Here is a 16,503-nt window from a genome sequence, read left to right on the forward strand (position 1 = left end):
TGGCTGACGATTCCCCGCGTGGCGGGCGCCGAGGCCGTATCCGATCAGCCGTCCGGGATGCCGTCAGCCATCCGGCGCAGCGGCGCCGGACTCAGCCGACGGAGACGGAGACGAACCGCACGAGCCCCGGATCGACCCGCAACCGAATCCTGTCGCCGATCGCCACCCCTGCGGCGGCATCCAGCGACAGGTCGACCGCCCCGGCGTCGGTGTGCACGCGCACACCTCCCAGCGTGGGCTCGATGCGCGTCACCTCGGCTGGCCATGACTCCGGGCCCGCTCCGCCGACGCGCACGTGCCCCGGACGGAAGACCGCGGCGAGCGCTGAACCGTCGGTCGCCGCGAGCGCACGCGACGCAGGATCCGTGCTGGTCAGCAGCACCTCACGGCGACGCCACGCACCCCCGCTCGCGACGCCCACGAGACGGTTGACCCCGGCGATCGACGCGACGAATCCGGATGCCGGTGCGGCGAGCACCTCGCGCACCGACCCCGACTGGGTGACGCGACCCGCCTCGACCACGATCAGCCGATCGGCGAGGGCTACGGCATCCGCGGCATCGTGCGTGACCGCGACGGTCGTGGTCGACACGAGCTGATCGCGCAGCATCCGCCTGATGTCGCCGGCCGTCTCGGGATCGAGGGCGACGAGCGGCTCGTCGAGCAGCACGACCCGAGGGGATGCGGCGAGCGCCCGAGCGACGGCGACGCGCTGCTGCTCCCCTCCGGACAGCTCGTGCGGCATCCGCCCTCCCGAGCCGGGGAGTCCGACCCGCGCGAGCCAGTCATCGGCGCCTTCTCGGGCGGCACGAACCTCGACGCCCGCGGCACGCGGCCCGAACGCCACGTTCTCGCCCACCGACAGATGCGGGAACAGTCGGGGCTTCTGCCCGAGCAGCACGACACCGCGGCGCATCGGGTCGGTCCGCACCCGCGGGGCCGCGACGCGGTCGACGACCCGCCCCTCGACGGCGATCTCTCCCCCGCCCAGCGGCTCGAGTCCCGCGAGCGCCTGCAGCAGCGTCGACTTGCCCGCGCCGCTCGGGCCCATCACTGCGACCGTCTCGCCCGGCTCGACGTGCAGCGAGACGTCGACGGAGAAGTGCTCCCGAGGCACGACCACATGAGCGCGCAGGCCATCCACAGAGCTCATCGCGCGGCTCCCGGACGCCAGCCCCGCACCAGCAGCAGCACGAGGATCGCGGTGGCGAGCAGCAGCAGCGCGAGGGCGACCGCCGCACCCTGGGTGACTCCCGCCCCGTTGAAGGCCGTGTAGATCGCCAGCGGCATGGTCTGGGTGACACCCGGGCGGTTGCCCGCGAACAGCGCGGTCGCCCCGAACTCGCCGATGGCCCTGGCGAAGCACAGCACCACGCCGGCCACTATCCCCGGCGCGGCGAGCGGCAGGGTGATGCGGCGCAGGATCGTCCAGCGGCCGGCACCGAGGGCGGCCGCGGTGCGCTCGTACTCGACACCCGAGGTGCGCACCGCCCCCTCGACCGCGAGCACCAGGAACGGCAGCGCCACGAAGGTCTGCGCGAGGATGACGGCCGTCGTGCTGAACGACAGTCCGAGCCCGCCGAGCCACCCCGCCCGTCCGAAGAGGTAGAGCAGGGCGATGCCGCCGACCATGGGCGGCAGGACGAGGGGGATCGTGACGGCAGCACGCAGCACCGCGGCGAGGCGCGGCCCCGAACGAGCGATCGTCAGCGCCAGGGGGACGCCGATCGCGATGCACAGCAGGGTGGCGACAAGGCCCGTCCCCAGGGAGAGCAGCAGCGCCGAGCGCGCGGCCTCCGACGTGACGTCGGCGATGAAGGTCGACCAGTCGACACGGGCGACCAGGGCCGCGAGCGGGAGGATGAGGAACGCGAGACCGATCAGGGCGGGGATGGCCAGGGCACGCGGCGCGTATCCGCGCGCTCCGGCGGCGCTCACGGTGCTCCGAACCCGAAGTCCGCCAGGATGCGCTGACCCTCGTCGGAGAGCACGAAGGCGACGAACGCCTCGGCGGCCGCGGGGTTCTGCGCCTCGGACAGCGCGGCGATCGGATAGTGGTTGACGACCTCGCCTGCACCGTCGGGCACGATCACCTCGACGTCGTCGCGGTCGATCACGTCGGTCGCGTACACGAGGCCCGCGTCTGCCTCGCCGGCCGCGACCTTGGTGAGCACGGCCGTGACGTTCTGCTCGAGGCTCGCCGCGTCGACCGCGACGCCGGCGTTCGAGAGCAGCGTGGCGGACGCCGCCCCGCACGGCACCTCGGGGGCGCACAGCACGGTGGTGACGTCGGCCAGGTCGGCGAGCGTCTCGACGCCGCCGGGGTTGCCCGTCGGCACGGCGATCACGAGCGTGTTGGACGCGAACAGGGTCGGATCGACCGCGGCATCCTCGAGCTTCTGCATGTTGGCCTCGTCGGCCGAGGCGAACACGTCGGCGGGCGCGCCCTCGCGCAGCTGCGTGACCAGCGTGGACGAGCCGTCGTAGACGCCGCTGACGTCGACGCCGGGGTTCGCCTCGGTGAACGCCGCACCGATCTCGTCGAACGCGCCCGAGAGCGACGCCGCCGCGTAGACCGTGAGCTCGCCGCTCACGGTGCTCCCGGATGCGTCGGCGGTGGCGGTCGGCGTCGGCGACTCCGCACCGGCAGCGCACCCCGTGGTGAGAGCCGCGGCGGTCAGGGCGACCATGACGATGCGGCGGAGACGGCGGTTCATGGGTCAGCCCTTCGGCACTTCGACGACGACGTTCGTCGCCTTCACGGATGCGGTGGCGAGCGAGCCCACCTCGAGCTGCAGTTCGCGGGCGGCCTCGGCCGACATGAGCGAGACGACGCGGTGGGGTCCGGACTGCAGGTCGACCTGTGCCATGACCCCGTCGATCTGCACACGGGTCACGATGCCGACGAAGCGATTGCGAGCGCTCGAGAGCGCATGGTTCGACTCCTGCGCCTCCTCGGCGAGCGCCACGGCGCGTGCGGCGAGCGCGTCTCCGGGGATCTCGGCCGGAACGGCGTCGGTCGTGGGCAGCAGACCCTGATCGATCCAGCGCCGCACCGTGTCGTCGCTCACGCCGAGCAGCTGTGCCGCGCGCGCGATCCGAAAGTTCTGCATGAGGCAGAGCGTACCGCAGATGCGGATGAGAGGGCCGAAAAAAGACGTATTCGCGGGAGCCGCCGAGTCGCCACCGACGGGGCACTCGACGACCCCGTGCGCCATTCAGCACGAATACTCGAGACCGCCCGTGTTTCCGCGCGCCGACAGCGGTTCCAGGGCTTCGGTGCTGAATAGTGAACGTAGCCCCGCCCCGCACGTCCGGGCATAGCCTGGGGGCATGCAGCCGCTCGTCGCCCCCGCGCCCGCTCTCGACCCGGCCGAACTGGTCCGCACCGCCCGGCACGCGGTGCTCGCCGGCATCGGAGAGGAGGGGCAGCGCCGCCTCGCAGCCGCCCACGTGACCGTCGTCGGCGCGGGCGGCATCGGCTCGCCCGTGCTCCTCGCACTGGCCGCCGCAGGAGTGGGCAGCATCACGGTGATTGACGACGACATCGTGGAACTGACGAATCTGCAGCGCCAGCTCGCCCACCGCGTCGAAGACATCGGCAGACCCAAGACCACCTCGGCGGCGCGCGCGATCACCGCGCTGTCGCCCGGGGCAGAGGTCGTCACCGCAGCCGAGCGGCTCGACGCCGAGAACGCCGAGCGCCTGTTCGCGGGGGCAGACATCGTGGTCGACACGAGCGACTCCTTCGCGACCCGACGCGACGTCGCCGCCGCGACCGAAGCCCTCGGCATCCCCCTCGTCTGGGGCGCCGTGCAGGAGTGGCACGCACAGGCGACCGTGTTCTGGTCGGATCCGCCGACAGCGGCGCCGGTGGTCCTGACCGACCTCTTCCCCCTCGGCACCGAGGGCGAGCCGCCGAGCTGCGCACAGGTCGGCGTGCTCGGGGCCCTGTGCGTGCAGGTGGGCGGGATGCTGGCGGGCGAGGTCGTGAAGCTCATCACCGGCGCCGGGGAGCCGCTGCTCGGTCGCCTCGCGGTGATCGACGCCCTCACGGCGCGACAGCACGAGATCGCGATCCGTTCGGCGGTGGCGGCATGAGCGCCGCGAACGGCAGCCGCCGGACGGTCGAGGAGCAGCTCGCCCTGGTGCTCGATGCCGTACGCGTCCTCCCGACCGAGACCCGCGCCGTGCGGGAGGCCGCACGGCGCACCCTCGCGAAACCCGCGACGGCGGCCCACGACATCCCGCTCTTCGACAACTCGGCGATGGACGGCTTCGCGGTGCGAGTAGCCGACGTCGCCGCGGCATCCGCCGAGAACCCGGTGGTGCTGCGCGTGGTCGCCGATCTGCCCGCCGGGGTCTCCGACGATCCGTCTCTGGATGCCGGTGACGCGGCGCGGATCATGACGGGCTCCCCGACGCCGAGCGCCGCCGATGCGATCGTGCCGTTCGAGGACACCGCCGGAGGACTCGCCGACTCGCTCGGCGAGGTGCGGGTGCTGCGCGCACCGGCGACGCCGGGAGCCTTCGTGCGCCGTCGCGGCGCCGACCTGCACGCGGGGGACGCCGTCGTTCTCGCGGGCGAGCGCCTCGGAGCGTTCCAGCTCGCGGCCGCCGTCGCCGCCGGCGTCGACACCGTCTCGGTGACACGGGCACCGCGCGTGGCCGTGGTCTCGACGGGCAGTGAACTGCTGTCACCGGGTGAGCCCGCCGCGCGTGGCCGCATCCCCGACTCGAACGGCCCCCTGCTCGAACTGCTCGTCGCGGATGCCGATTCCGAGGTCGTCCTCGTGACGCGTGTCGCCGACGACGCCGACGCCGTGCGCGCCGTCACTGCGACCGCCGTCGAACGCGGCGCCGATGTGATCGTCTTCACGGGCGGCGTCAGCGCCGGGGCCTACGAGCCGGTGCGCGGCGCCTTCGACGGACGGGGGGCCGTCGAGTTCGCGAGCGTCGCGATGCAGCCGGGCAAACCGCAGGCGTTCGGGGCGCTCGACTCCGGAACGCTCGTGTTCGGGCTGCCCGGCAATCCGGTCAGCGTCGCCGTCTCCTTCGAGGTGTTCGTGCGGCCCGCTCTGCTCGCGCTGCAGGGGCGCACCGAGATCCATCGCGCCCGCGCATCCTTCACGGCGGATGCGGCGTGGACGACCCCGCCCGGACGCCGCCAGTACCTTCCCGCCGTCGTCGACCTCTCGACCCGCACGGTGCGTCCTGCCACCGCCGGCGGCTCGGGATCGCACCTCGCCGGCGGTCTCGCCAGGGCGCACGCGTTCGCGATCGTGCCGGCCGAGGTCGAGGCCGTCGCCGTGGGCGACGTGATCGATGTCATGCTGGTCGAATGAGCTTCACGCACCTCGACTCGTCCGGCCACGCGCACATGGTCGACGTGACCGGCAAGCAGCCGACCGTGCGCACCGCGACCGCGCGAGGATTCGTGCGCTGCAGTCCCGAGGTCATCGCAGCCCTGCGTGACGGCACCGCCCCTAAGGGCGACGTGCTCGCGGTCGCCCGCATCGCCGGCATCCAGGCGGCGAAGTCGACCGCGGCTCTGCTGCCGCTCGCCCACGTGATCGGGGTGCACCGGGCCGGCGTCGAGCTCGACATCGTCGACGACGGCGTGCACGTCGAGGCGACGGTCGGCACCGCCGACCGCACCGGCGTCGAGATGGAGGCCCTCACGGCCGTGTCGGTGAGCGCGCTGGCGATCGTCGACATGATCAAGGGGATGGACCGCTCGGTGGTCATCGAGGATGTGCGCATCGTCGCCAAGTCGGGCGGGCGCACCGGCGACTGGCTGCGCGAGGGAGAGACCCGATGACCGCGACCCGGGTACGCTACTTCGCCGCCGCCGCCGAGGCCGCGGGTGTCGACTCCGAGGAACGCGGCGAGCGCTCGCTGGCCGAGCTCCGCGCGGCGGTCATGGCCGAGCATCCGGATCTCGCCGACATCCTGCCGCGCTGCGCGGTCATGGTCGACGGCGTGCGTCGCGACGATGACCACGCCCTCGACGACGCCCAGCTGATCGACGTGCTCCCGCCCTTCGCCGGCGGCTGATCGTCGCGCGAAGCTCGCGCAGCGCCGCGCCACACGGCGTGCGCACGGCTCCGGCTCAGCCGCCGATGCCCTTCCACGACGTGGTGCCGTCGGATTCGACCTGACGCTTCCACACCGGCAACGACGTCTTGATGTCCTCGATGACCGCGCGGCAGACGGCGAACGCCTCGGCCCGGTGCTCGGCGGCGACGGCGATCACGACGGCCGCGTCGCCCACGTCGAGACGGCCGATGCGGTGACTCACGGCGACGACGACCCTCGCGTCGCCGACGGCATCCGCTGCGGCATTCTGCGCGATCGTCTGCAGCGCCGTCTCGGCGTCGGGGTGCGAGCTGTACTCGAGCCCCACGACCGGGGTCTGCGCATCCGGGTCGTTGTCGCGCACCCGGCCGATGAACGTCGTGACTCCGCCGAGCGCGGGGTCGTCCACCGCCGCCAGGTGCGTCTCGACATCGAGCGGCTCGGTGGAGATGGCGGCGATCCGTACCTCGTTCACGAGTGGTCACCGCCCTCGACCTGGTCGACGACGTGTCTCGCGACGGTCAGCACCACGGGTACACCGGATGCCACGGCCCGCGTGGATCCGGGGAGGTTCACGACCAGCGTCCCGGCCGGATCGACGACACCGGCCAGCCCTCGGGACAGCACGGACAGCGGGGTGTCGGCGAGGCCGCTGCGTCGCAGCTCCTCGGCGATGCCGGGGACCTCGCGCGTGATCACGCGTCGGGTGCCCTCGGGCGTCTCGTCGCGGGGTCCGACCCCGGTTCCGCCGGTGGTCACGATCAGTCGCACCCCCCGCGCGACCGCACGCCGCAGCGCATCGGCCACGGATGTCTCGCCGTCGGCGATGACCTCGGCGTCGGGACAGTGCCAGCCCGCCTCGCGGAGCAGCCCGACGGCGATCGGTCCGCCGCGGTCCTCGCGCTCTCCGGAGAACGAGCGGTCCGAGACGGTGATCACACACGCGGGTAGCGACGTCATGGCTCCACGATAGGGGCTGGCCGAACCGGCCGCACCGGCATCAGTTCACCCGGACCAGAGAACGCTGCCATCCCGATGAGCCGTTCGGCGCGATCGGCGCCCGCTCCTCGATCTGCGTGTCGCCGTTCTTGTTGATCGCGCGCACGGCCACGTAGTGGGTGCCGGGGGTGGCATCCCACTCCATGAACCACTGCACCCAGGTGTTCTCGTTGATCGGCGCCGACAGCGTCGCCGGCATCCAGTCACCCTCGTCGATCTTCACCTCGACGCGCTCGATGCCCACGGTCTGCGCCCACGCGACGCCCGCGATCGGGATGCGCCCGGCATCGACGGCCTGCCCGACCTTCGGGGTGTCGACGCGCGAGGCGAACTTGATCGGCGCCTCGGCGCTGTATCCGCGGGGAGTCCAGTAGGCCTCGTCCTTCTCGAACGTCGTGACCTTGAGCTCGGTGAGCCACTTGGTCGCCGAGACGTAGCCGTAGAGCCCCGGTACCACCATCCGCACCGGGAAGCCGTGCTCGAGCGGCAGCGGCTCTCCGTTCATGCCGACCGCGAGGATCGCGTCGAGGTTGTCGTCGGTGAGAGCCGACAGCGGCGTGCTCGCCGTGTAGCCGTCGACGCTCTTCGAGAGCACCATGTCGGCACCGGACTTCACGCCGGCCTTCTTCAGAACATCGCGCAGCGGCACTCCCAGCCACATCGCGTTGCCGACCAGTCCGCCACCGACCTCGTTCGAGACGCAGGTCATCGTGATCGCGTACTCGTCGAGACCCATGTCGAGGATGTCCTGGAAGCTCAGTTCGACACGCTTGTCGACCATCCCGTCGATGACGAGGCGCCAGGTGCTGGGGTCGATCGTGGGCACGGTCAGTGCGGTGTCGACGCGGTAGAAGTCCTTGTTCGGCGTGATCAGCTTCGTGAGACCCGGGATGTCGAGCTCCGCGCCCTTCGGCACCGTGACCTTCGACTTCGGAGCCGGCAGCTTGAGAGCCTCCCGGATCGTCGCCACAGATCCGACAGTCATGCTGACCGTGCGCGAGGCGATGCCGACGATGACGGCCGAGACGCCGGCGATCCCGGCGAGCAGGAAGAACTGCCGACGGCCGAGGGCCTTCGAGGGCTTCGCATCGTCGGCGTCGGCCTCGGTCTTCTCGCCTTTGCGATCGACCATCTCGGCGGGAACGGCGGATGCCTTCCACGCCGTGAGGCGGCGGATGAGCAGGACGATGATGATCGACCCTGCGATCGTGCCGAGCACCGGCGGCAGGAACGCGAGCGCGGTGACGCCGGCCCTGGTCACGATCGCCGCGGTGGAGAGCGCGCCGGCGACCACCAGGGCGATCACGCCGAGCGGGGGACGCAGCAACTGCAGGATGCCGGCGATCGCCGACGCGATCACCACCGCGAGACCGAGTCCGACCAGCAGCGCGATCTTGTCGTACTCGCCGAAGGTCGCGATCGCGAACTCCTTGAACGGCTGCGGGACGATGTCGATCACGAAGCCGCCGACCGCGAGGATCGGGCTGGCCGAGCGCGCGAAGATCAGCGCGAAGAGTTCGGCGGTGGCCAGGAACACCAGTCCGCTGATCACGCCCGAGAGCGCAGCCCAGAAGAGGAATCTATTGCCGCCGCGGCGCCGGGTCTGTGTGCCGCTCTGTTCCGCGGTGCTGCGCTGTGCCATGGTCTGCTCCTTCGCACCGAGGACGGTGTGGTCCTCGGTTGTTCGGAGCCGAGCCGGGAACGGATGGTGTCAGAGCGGGCGGGCGGTGACCGTATCGCGTCCCTGGGTCTGGCGCAGGGTGCGCAGGCACCGGGAGCAGAGGATCTCGACGGTCCGCGGGTGATTTTCGGGGCAGACGCAGTCGATGGAGACGCGCCACTTCGCTCGGCGTCCGCACGCGGCATACGCCTCGTCGTCACCGTGGTCGCACTCGCAGAGCTGACGTCCGCGGTCGAGGCCGGCGATCTCTTCGACGGTGCGGTCGACGTCGACGACTCGTTCGGTTGCGACGTCGGATGCGTCGTGCGTTTTCACCACCTGCCGATGTTCCCAGGGTCGTGCGGCCGCGCGCAACACCGCCGCGCCCACACCGGTGCGTCCGGTGACGGTTCACAACTCAGCACGAAACGGATGGAACCCGCGAGACGGCGACGGGAACAGACAGTTGTGAGCAGCCCCTGCTGAATTGTGAACGGGCTCGGCGCGTGACTGCGCTCCGGAACGCCCGAAAGACGCGGGTCAGACCTGCACGACGTGCGGCGGAGGCGGCGGCGCGAGCTGACGCTGCGGCACGCCGTGGGCCTCGCGGTGCAGACGCTCCATGCGGCTGTCCAGCTCGGCCGCGGCCTCGGCCGCGTCAGTGAGGCTGTCGACGAGATGCGAGGGCACCTGGTTCGAGAACTTGTAGTAGATCTTGTGCTCGAGGCTGGCCCAGAAGTCCATCGCGATGGTGCGGAACTGCACCTCGACAGGCACCGACAGAGCGCCCGTCGACAGGAAGACCGGCACCTCGATGATCGCGTGCAGGCTCTTGTACCCGTTGCTCTTCGGCGTCGCGATGTAGTCCTTGACCGTGACGACCGTCACGTCGTCCTGCGCCGTGAGCAGATCGAACAGACGGTAGACGTCGGCGACGAAGCTGCAGGTCACGCGGACGCCGGCGATGTCGGTGATCTCCGCGCGGATGCGCGCGAAGTCAGGCTCGGCGATGCCCTTGCGGGCGATCTTCTCGACGATGCTGTCGGGCGTCTTCAACCGGCTCTTGACGTGCTCGATCGGGTTGTACGCGTGGTGGTGGGTGAACTCGTCACGGAGGATGGAGATCTTCGTCTCGACCTCCCGCATCCCGAACTCGTATTCGCGAAGGAAGCGCTGGAACTCATCGCGAAGCTCCCGAGTCTGCTGGATGGCGTCGTCGGTGACCTGGAGGGACGTCATGGATCCGACGTTACGCGCCGGTGATCGGAAGTGGCTGTGCATCGTCGATGAGAAAACGCATCGGTCCTGGTTGCCGATGTCGGAGCCCGGGGATAGAACGGACGACATGACGACAGCAGGAGAGAAGTGGACCGCAGCGTACGTCGAGGCCTGGACGTCGAACGACCCGCAGCAGATCGCGGCCCTCTTCAGTGAAGACGCCAGGTATCTGACGAGCCCCGATTCCGAACCTCGCGTGGGCCGAGCCGACATCGTCGCCGGCTGGCTCGAGGATCTCGACGACCCCGACACGTGGTCGTTCGAGTGGTGGATCGTCCGAGAGGATGCCGGTTTCGTGGTGATCGAGGGCCGCACGAAGTACCCCGCCGAACGCGACTACCTCAACCTCTGGATCGTGCGCCTGGATGACGAGGGCCGGGCGACCGAGTTCACCGAGTGGTACATGCCGCGTCCGCACGAGGACTGATCGATCGAGCGCCGCACTCCGGCCCGTAAGGATTCCGTGAGGGACGCTCGACACACCGTAGGGATTCCGTGAGGAACGCGTGAGGAAGGTGTTGGTGGGCGTAATGTCGCCGGACGTGTCAGATGAAACCAGGGACAACACCGACGCTCCCCCTCGCGTGAAGCGCATCCTCATCGGCGACCCGCTCACGAGCGAGCAGGTCGACGATCAGTTGCTGCCGAAGAAGATGGCCCTGCCGATCTTCGCGTCCGACGCGCTGAGCTCGGTCGCCTACGCCCCGCAGGAGCTCGTGATGATCCTGCTGATCGGCGGATTGACGTTCCTGTCGTTCACTCCGCTGGTCGCCATCGCGGTCGTGGTGCTGCTGATCGTGGTGGTGCTGAGCTACCGCCAGCTGATCAAGGCGTACCCGTCGGGCGGCGGCGACTACGAGGTCGCGTCGAAGAACCTCGGCGAGATCCCCGGCGTCATCGTCGCGGCCGCTCTGCTCGTCGACTACGTCCTCACGGTCGCCGTGTCGGTGGCCTCCGGTGTCGACAACATCATCTCCGCCGTTCCCGGTCTCGACCCGCTGCGGGTCGAACTCGCGGTCGGCTTCGTGATCCTGATCATCATCGTGAACCTGCGCGGGGTGCGCGAGGCCTCGCTCGTCTTCGCGATCCCGACGTACGTGTTCATCGCCTCGGTCGGCTTCATGATCGTCACGGGACTCATCCGCACGTTCCTCGGCGACGCGCCGGTCGCATCCAGCGCCGAGTTCGCGGTGCACTCCGAGAACCTCGGCCAGGCCGCGGTGATCCTGCTGATCCTGCGTGCCTTCTCGAGCGGATGCTCCGCCCTCACCGGCGTCGAAGCGGTCTCGAACGGCGTTCCCGCGTTCCGCACGCCGAAGGTCCGCAATGCGCAGTCGACCCTCGTGCTGATGGGATCGATCGCCGCCTGCCTGTTCGCCGGCCTCACCGCTCTCGCCCTGATCACCGGCGTGCACTACGCCGAGAACCCCTGCGACCTGATCGGCTTCGACTGCTCGACCCCGCAGCCCAGCCTCATGGCGCAGATCGCGGCCGCGACGTTCGGCGGCGGCAGCATCCTCTTCTTCATCGTGCAGGCCGCGACCGCCTGCGTGCTGCTACTGGCGGCCAACACCGCGTTCAACGGGTTCCCGCTGCTCGGATCGGTCCTGGCCCGCGACGGCTACGCACCCAAGTCGCTGAACACCCGCGGAGACCGCCTCGTGTTCTCGAACGGCATGATCGTGCTCGGCATCGCCGCGATCGCCGTGCTCGTGGTGTTCCAGGCGCGGCTGACCACGCTGATCCAGCTGTACATCATCGGCGTGTTCGTGTCGTTCTCACTGGGGCAGATCGGCATGGTGCGGCACTGGCGGCGCGTGCTGCGAGGCCCCGCCGAGACCACGCCGGGAGCCGGGATCGACGGCGCATCGGCATCCGATCGCCGTTCGGCCAAGGTGGGTCTGGTCATCAACTCGGTGGGTGCCGCGATGACGGTCGCCGTGCTGCTGATCGTGACCATCACGAAGTTCACGCACGGCGCGTACCTGGTGTTCCTCGCGATCCCGGTGCTGGCCTTCCTGATGATGGGCGTCAAGAGGTACTACCGCGACGTGGAGCACGAGATCGCGATCGACGACACCACCAAGTTCGGGGCGACGGGCGACCTGGCGATCGTGCTCGTCAACCGCCTGCAGAAACCCGTCGTGAAGGCGATCGACTACGCCGTCGCCGCCAAGCACGGCAAGACGCTCGCGGTGCACGTGGCGGTGGCGACCGACGATGCGGCCCAGCTGCAGAAGGACTGGGCGGATCACCTCGTGCCGATCCCGCTCGTCATCGTCGAGTCGCCGTATCGGTCGTTCGCGCAGCCGGTGGCACAGTTCATCCGGCAGTACCGCGAGAAGCACGGCTCGTCGGTCGTGACCGTCTACCTGCCGCAGTACATCGTGGGGCACTGGTGGGAGACGTTCCTGCACAACCGGCGCTCCCGCCGTCTCGCCAACCAGCTGATGCTGGTGCACGGGGTGTCGGTGACGCTCGTGCCGTGGCTGCTCGACTCGTCCGAGCTCATCTACGGCCGACGCTCGCGGCCGCTGCCGGGCCAGGAGCGCGCCGGACGTCCGGTCGTCGTGGCCGGGCGCCGCGCGCACCGCCCCGAGGGACCGCCCGAGAACTGAGGCACGGCGCGCAGCCGCTCAATAGGCTGGAGCGATGACCGCTACGCCGCACGCCGAAGTCTGGCCCGTCAGCACCGAGCGCCTGCAGATCCGTCAGATGACCGCATCCGACATCGATGCGATGTGGAAGTGGCGCCAGCTGCCCGAGGTGAACCGGTGGCTCGGGCTCGCGCCCGACACGATCGAGGCGTTCCGTGAGCGGTACCTCGACCCCGATCGCCTCGCCTCGATGCACATCGTCGAACTGGTCGAGGAGAACGGTGAGGCGACCCCGATCGGCGACATCATGATCAGGATCGGCGACGGCTGGGGTCAGCTCGAGGTCGCCGACCGGGTGAAGAGCGTCGAGGCGGAGCTCGGCTGGGTGCTCGATCCCGGCTACACCGGACGAGGCTATGCGACCGAGGCGATCCGCGCGGTGATCGATGTGTGCTTCGGCCCCCTCGGGCTGCGCCGCGTGCACGCCGGGTGCTTCGCCTACAACGAGCCGTCGTGGCGCCTGATGGAGCGCCTCGGCATGCGGCGCGAGGAGTTCAGCCGCAAGACCGCGCTGCACCGGTCGGGCGAGTGGCTCGACGGCATGAACTACGGCATCCTCGCGGAAGAGTGGCCGGTCACGGATTCCTGAACACGTCGTGATCTCCGACCCGACGCCAGCGGATGGGACCTGTCAGCCCGAGACGAGCGCGAGCACGAGCGTCGCCACCACCACGGTCGGCACGGCCACGATCGCGCCCCAGAGCATGAGGCTCCCCCAACGGATCTCGACACCGAGCGACACCACCCTGTGGTGCCACAGCAGGGTGGCGAGCGACGCCCATGGCGTGATGAGCGGGCCGAGGTTCACTCCGATCAGCAATGCCATCAGGGCGACCGGATCACCCGCCGTCGGCTCGAGGATCAGATAGGCGGGCAGGTTGTTGACCCCGTTCGCCGCGAGCGCGCCGGCCGCCGAGAGCCGCAGCAGCTCGCCGGGGGCATGGCCGCTCGTGGCCAGCACCGACAGGAAGTCGAGGAGCCCGTTCGCGTGCGCCGCTTCGACCACCACGAACAGCGCCGCCGCGAGGCCGATCGCCTGCCAGGGCACGAGCGACAGGCGCAGCACGTGACGGCGGCGAATGCCGAACAGGATGACGAGGATGACGGCGGCGACCGTGGCGGGGATCCACACCTCGTGAGTGAGGGCGAGCAGCGGCATGAGCAGCAGCAGCGTCGCGGCAGCGCCCCAGAACAGCACGCGGTCGGAGGGCTGTCCACCCGAGGGCACCCGGTAGTCGCCGAACAGGGTGCGTCGGTGGCGCAGGGTGAGGATCAGCACGGGCACGAGCACACCGACGAGCGTCGGCGCCCAGCTCAGCGCGAGGAACGACAAAGGGTCATCGCCGATCGCGCGCGCCGCCAGCAGGTTGGTGAGGTTCGAGACGGGCAGGGCCAGCGATGCCGTGTTCGCCAGCCACACCGTGACGAGGGCGAAGGGCAGGGGCGGGATGCCGACGCTCTGCGCGAGCACGACGACCACCGGCGTCACGATCACCGCCGTCGTGTCGAGCGAGAGGAACACGGTGCTGATGACCGCGAGCACCACCACCGACACCCACAGCAGGATGACCCGGCCATGCCCCCAGCGCGCGAGGCGCTGCGCCACGACATCGAAGACCGCCGCGTCCCGTGCGAGTTCGGCGACGATCGTGATCGCGATGACGAACCCGAGCACCGGAGCGATGCGGGCGCCGAGTGCCTCGGCATCCGTGGGAGGAAGGATGCCGGAGACGATGCACACCGCCGCCACGGCGATGAGCGCCAGAACGATGATCGTCCCCGTGCCGAGTCGGCGTCGCGTTGCACTCACTCGCTGAGTGTAGATCCGTCAGGGGGTGAGGCGCGGCATCCGCCACCTCGGCATGCGAAGGCCGTGAGCATCTCGCATGCATCGCGCTCACTGCCGTAGGGGAAGCGTGAGGATCGCACGATGTCCCCCTGCACGGGAGTTGTATCGACTCTCGTGCTCGACATCATCTACATCGCGCTGACTCTCGCGCTGTTCGCCCTCGTCTCCTCGATCGCTGCGGGGGTGGAACGCCTGTGATCGTCTTCGAGATCATCGCCGCCGCCCTCGCCGTGGCCGCCGTCGTCTATCTCGTGGTGGCTCTCGTCGCCCCGGAGAAGTTCTGATGGGCGCCGGTATGTCGACAGGCGCCGAACTCTGGTTCGGCGCCCTGCAGGCCGCGGTCCTCCTCGTGGCGCTCGTGCTGCTGTACCGCCCGGTCGGCGACTACATGGCCCGCGTCTTCCGCACACCCCGTGACCTCAAGCTCGAGCGCGGCGTGTACCGCCTGATCGGCGTGAACCCGGAATCCGAGCAGACCTGGCGGGCCTACGCCCGCGGTGTCCTCGCCTTCTCGGTCGTCGGTCTGCTGCTCGTCTACGGCCTGCAGCGGCTGCAGGCGTTCCTGCCCCAGTCGCTCGGACTGCCGGCCGTGCCCGAAGGCCTCGCCTTCAACACCGCGGCGTCCTTCGTCGCGAACACCAACTGGCAGTCGTACTCGCCCGAGCAGACGATGGGCTACACAGTGCAGCTCGCCGGTCTCACGGTGCAGAACTTCGTCTCGGCGGCCGTGGGCCTCGCCGTCGCCGTCGCCCTCATCCGTGGATTCGCCCGCCGCGGGTCGACGACGATCGGCAACTTCTGGGTCGACGTGATCCGTGGACTCGGCCGCATCCTGCTGCCGATCGCGCTGCTCGCCGCGATCGCCCTGATCGCGGGCGGTGTCGTGCAGAACTTCGCCGGCTTCACCGATGTGACGACCGTCTCTGGCGGCACGCAGACCATCCCCGGCGGGCCTGTCGCCTCGCAGGAGGCCATCAAGCTCCTCGGCACGAACGGCGGCGGCTTCTTCAACGCCAACTCCGCGCATCCGTTCGAGAACCCGACCGGGTGGACCAACCTGCTGCAGATCCTGCTGATCCTGGTGATCCCGTTCTCCCTCCCCCGCACGTTCGGACGCATGATCGGCGACCACCGTCAGGGCTATGCGATCGCCGCGGTGATGGGCACGATCTTCCTCGTCTCGACCTTCGCGCTCTCGGCGCTCGAGCTCGCCGGCCGCGGTTCGGCACCCGAGCTCGCCGGCGCCGCGATGGAGGGCAAGGAGGTGCGCTTCGGCATCCTCGGATCGACGCTGTTCGGCAGCGCCAGCACGCTGACCTCGACCGGTGCGGTCAACTCGATGCACGACTCGTACACGGCACTCGGCGGCATGATGCCGATGCTCAACATGATGCTCGGCGAGGTCGCCCCCGGCGGCGTCGGCACGGGCCTCTACGGCATGCTCGTGCTCGCGATCATCGCGGTGTTCGTCGGCGGACTGCTGGTCGGCCGCACGCCCGAGTACCTCGGCAAGCGCATCGGCCCGAAGGAGATCAAGCTCGCGAGCCTGTACATCCTCGTGACGCCCACCCTCGTGCTGGCCGGCACGGCGCTGAGCTTCGCGATACCCGGCATCCGGGCGGATGTCGAGGCGACCAGCATCCTGAACCCCGGCGTGCACGGCATGAGCGAGGTGCTCTACGCCTTCACATCGGCGGCGAACAACAACGGCTCCGCCTTCGCCGGCCTCACGGCGAACACCCCGTGGTTCAACACCGCGCTCGGCGTCGCGATGCTGCTCGGACGATTCATCCCGATCGTGCTCGTGCTGGCTCTCGCCGGATCATTCGCCGCACAGCAGCGCGTGCCGGAGAACACCGGAACGCTGCCCACGCACCGACCGCAGTTCGTCGGCCTCCTCACCGCCGTCGCGGTCATCATCACCGCACTCACGTACTTCCCCGTGCTCGCACTGGGACCCCTCGCTGAAGGACTCGTCTGAC

19 protein-coding genes are annotated in these 16,503 nt (G+C 70.0%); 9 read left to right on the forward strand and 10 right to left on the reverse strand.

Annotation, left to right across the window (positions count from 1 at the left end):
- Window positions 1–91: 91 nt before the first annotated feature.
- From ASD43_RS03435 to ASD43_RS03450, 4 genes are read right to left on the reverse strand one after another with little or no spacing between them, the layout of a single operon-like run.
- Window positions 92–1,153 (reverse strand): ABC transporter ATP-binding protein, encoded by a 1,062-nt coding sequence (locus tag ASD43_RS03435; protein ID WP_056413611.1) that lies wholly within the window; start codon window positions 1,151–1,153, stop codon window positions 92–94.
- Window positions 1,150–1,938, reverse strand: a complete 789-nt coding sequence (gene modB / locus ASD43_RS03440; RefSeq protein WP_056413617.1) for a molybdate ABC transporter permease subunit — start codon at window positions 1,936–1,938, stop codon at window positions 1,150–1,152. The genes ASD43_RS03435 and modB overlap by 4 nt, the downstream gene beginning before the upstream one ends.
- Window positions 1,935–2,717, reverse strand: a complete 783-nt coding sequence (gene modA / locus ASD43_RS03445) for a molybdate ABC transporter substrate-binding protein (protein ID WP_056413619.1) — start codon at window positions 2,715–2,717, stop codon at window positions 1,935–1,937. Before modA ends, modB begins: the two co-directional genes overlap by 4 nt.
- 3 nt (window positions 2,718–2,720) lie before the next feature.
- The gene (locus ASD43_RS03450) at window positions 2,721–3,113 is read right to left on the reverse strand and encodes a TOBE domain-containing protein (protein ID WP_056418998.1); all 393 of its coding nucleotides are present in this window, start codon (window positions 3,111–3,113) and stop codon (window positions 2,721–2,723) included.
- A 220-nt stretch (window positions 3,114–3,333) separates the two neighbouring features.
- On the opposite strand from ASD43_RS03450, the gene ASD43_RS03455 reads away from it, so the two are divergent.
- From ASD43_RS03455 to ASD43_RS03470, 4 genes are read left to right on the forward strand one after another with little or no spacing between them, the layout of a single operon-like run.
- Window positions 3,334–4,101: a HesA/MoeB/ThiF family protein gene (locus ASD43_RS03455; protein ID WP_056413622.1), complete on the forward strand. Its 768-nt coding sequence runs from the start codon at window positions 3,334–3,336 to the stop codon at window positions 4,099–4,101.
- Window positions 4,098–5,345, forward strand: a complete 1,248-nt coding sequence (locus ASD43_RS03460; RefSeq protein WP_056413626.1) for a molybdopterin molybdotransferase MoeA — start codon at window positions 4,098–4,100, stop codon at window positions 5,343–5,345. The genes ASD43_RS03455 and ASD43_RS03460 overlap by 4 nt, the downstream gene beginning before the upstream one ends.
- Entirely contained in the window at window positions 5,342–5,821 is a 480-nt protein-coding gene (moaC, locus tag ASD43_RS03465) for a cyclic pyranopterin monophosphate synthase MoaC (RefSeq protein ID WP_056413629.1), read from the forward strand. Before ASD43_RS03460 ends, moaC begins: the two co-directional genes overlap by 4 nt.
- Entirely contained in the window at window positions 5,818–6,057 is a 240-nt protein-coding gene (locus ASD43_RS03470) for a MoaD/ThiS family protein (RefSeq protein WP_056413631.1), read from the forward strand. The genes moaC and ASD43_RS03470 overlap by 4 nt, the downstream gene beginning before the upstream one ends.
- Before the next feature lie 55 nt (window positions 6,058–6,112).
- Here ASD43_RS03470 and ASD43_RS03475 read toward each other — a convergent pair whose 3' ends face one another.
- The 5 genes from ASD43_RS03475 to ASD43_RS03495 form a co-directional block, all read right to left on the reverse strand.
- The gene (locus tag ASD43_RS03475; protein ID WP_056413634.1) at window positions 6,113–6,553 is read right to left on the reverse strand and encodes a molybdenum cofactor biosynthesis protein MoaE; all 441 of its coding nucleotides are present in this window, start codon (window positions 6,551–6,553) and stop codon (window positions 6,113–6,115) included.
- Window positions 6,550–7,038, reverse strand: a complete 489-nt coding sequence (locus ASD43_RS03480; protein ID WP_056413637.1) for a MogA/MoaB family molybdenum cofactor biosynthesis protein — start codon at window positions 7,036–7,038, stop codon at window positions 6,550–6,552. The genes ASD43_RS03475 and ASD43_RS03480 overlap by 4 nt, the downstream gene beginning before the upstream one ends.
- A 40-nt stretch (window positions 7,039–7,078) precedes the next feature.
- Window positions 7,079–8,719, reverse strand: coding sequence for a molybdopterin-dependent oxidoreductase (locus tag ASD43_RS03485; RefSeq protein WP_056413640.1), 1,641 nt, complete (start codon window positions 8,717–8,719; stop codon window positions 7,079–7,081).
- 69 nt (window positions 8,720–8,788) lie between these two features.
- On the reverse strand, window positions 8,789–9,127 hold the full coding sequence (locus tag ASD43_RS03490; RefSeq protein ID WP_157550759.1) for a hypothetical protein: 339 nt from the start codon (window positions 9,125–9,127) through the stop codon (window positions 8,789–8,791).
- Window positions 9,128–9,277: 150 nt separating this feature from the next.
- Window positions 9,278–9,976, reverse strand: a complete 699-nt coding sequence (locus tag ASD43_RS03495) for a GTP pyrophosphokinase (protein ID WP_056413646.1) — start codon at window positions 9,974–9,976, stop codon at window positions 9,278–9,280.
- Between the two features lie 106 nt (window positions 9,977–10,082).
- On the opposite strand from ASD43_RS03495, the gene ASD43_RS03500 reads away from it, so the two are divergent.
- The 3 genes from ASD43_RS03500 to ASD43_RS03510 all read left to right on the forward strand — a co-directional run bounded on the left by ASD43_RS03500 (window position 10,083) and on the right by ASD43_RS03510 (window position 13,261).
- On the forward strand, window positions 10,083–10,442 hold the full coding sequence (locus tag ASD43_RS03500; protein ID WP_056413649.1) for a nuclear transport factor 2 family protein: 360 nt from the start codon (window positions 10,083–10,085) through the stop codon (window positions 10,440–10,442).
- Window positions 10,443–10,545: 103 nt separating this feature from the next.
- Complete coding sequence (locus ASD43_RS03505) at window positions 10,546–12,633, forward strand: APC family permease (RefSeq protein ID WP_056413652.1); 2,088 nt, start codon at window positions 10,546–10,548, stop codon at window positions 12,631–12,633.
- A gap of 34 nt (window positions 12,634–12,667) precedes the next feature.
- Window positions 12,668–13,261, forward strand: coding sequence for a GNAT family N-acetyltransferase (locus ASD43_RS03510; protein WP_056413658.1), 594 nt, complete (start codon window positions 12,668–12,670; stop codon window positions 13,259–13,261).
- A 42-nt stretch (window positions 13,262–13,303) separates the two neighbouring features.
- Here the strand turns inward: ASD43_RS03510 and ASD43_RS03515 are convergent, their stop codons facing one another.
- Entirely contained in the window at window positions 13,304–14,482 is a 1,179-nt protein-coding gene (locus tag ASD43_RS03515) for an SLC13 family permease (RefSeq protein WP_056413662.1), read from the reverse strand.
- 233 nt (window positions 14,483–14,715) lie between these two features.
- On the opposite strand from ASD43_RS03515, the gene ASD43_RS03520 reads away from it, so the two are divergent.
- On the forward strand, window positions 14,716–14,805 hold the full coding sequence (locus ASD43_RS03520) for a potassium-transporting ATPase subunit F (protein WP_056276367.1): 90 nt from the start codon (window positions 14,716–14,718) through the stop codon (window positions 14,803–14,805).
- An 11-nt stretch (window positions 14,806–14,816) separates the two neighbouring features.
- The gene (gene kdpA / locus ASD43_RS03525) at window positions 14,817–16,502 is read left to right on the forward strand and encodes a potassium-transporting ATPase subunit KdpA (RefSeq protein WP_157550762.1); all 1,686 of its coding nucleotides are present in this window, start codon (window positions 14,817–14,819) and stop codon (window positions 16,500–16,502) included.
- Window position 16,503: the final 1 nt, after the last annotated feature.

Origin of the sequence: Microbacterium sp. Root553 (assembly GCF_001426995.1) — a bacterium.
Taxonomy (GTDB): domain Bacteria; phylum Actinomycetota; class Actinomycetes; order Actinomycetales; family Microbacteriaceae; genus Microbacterium.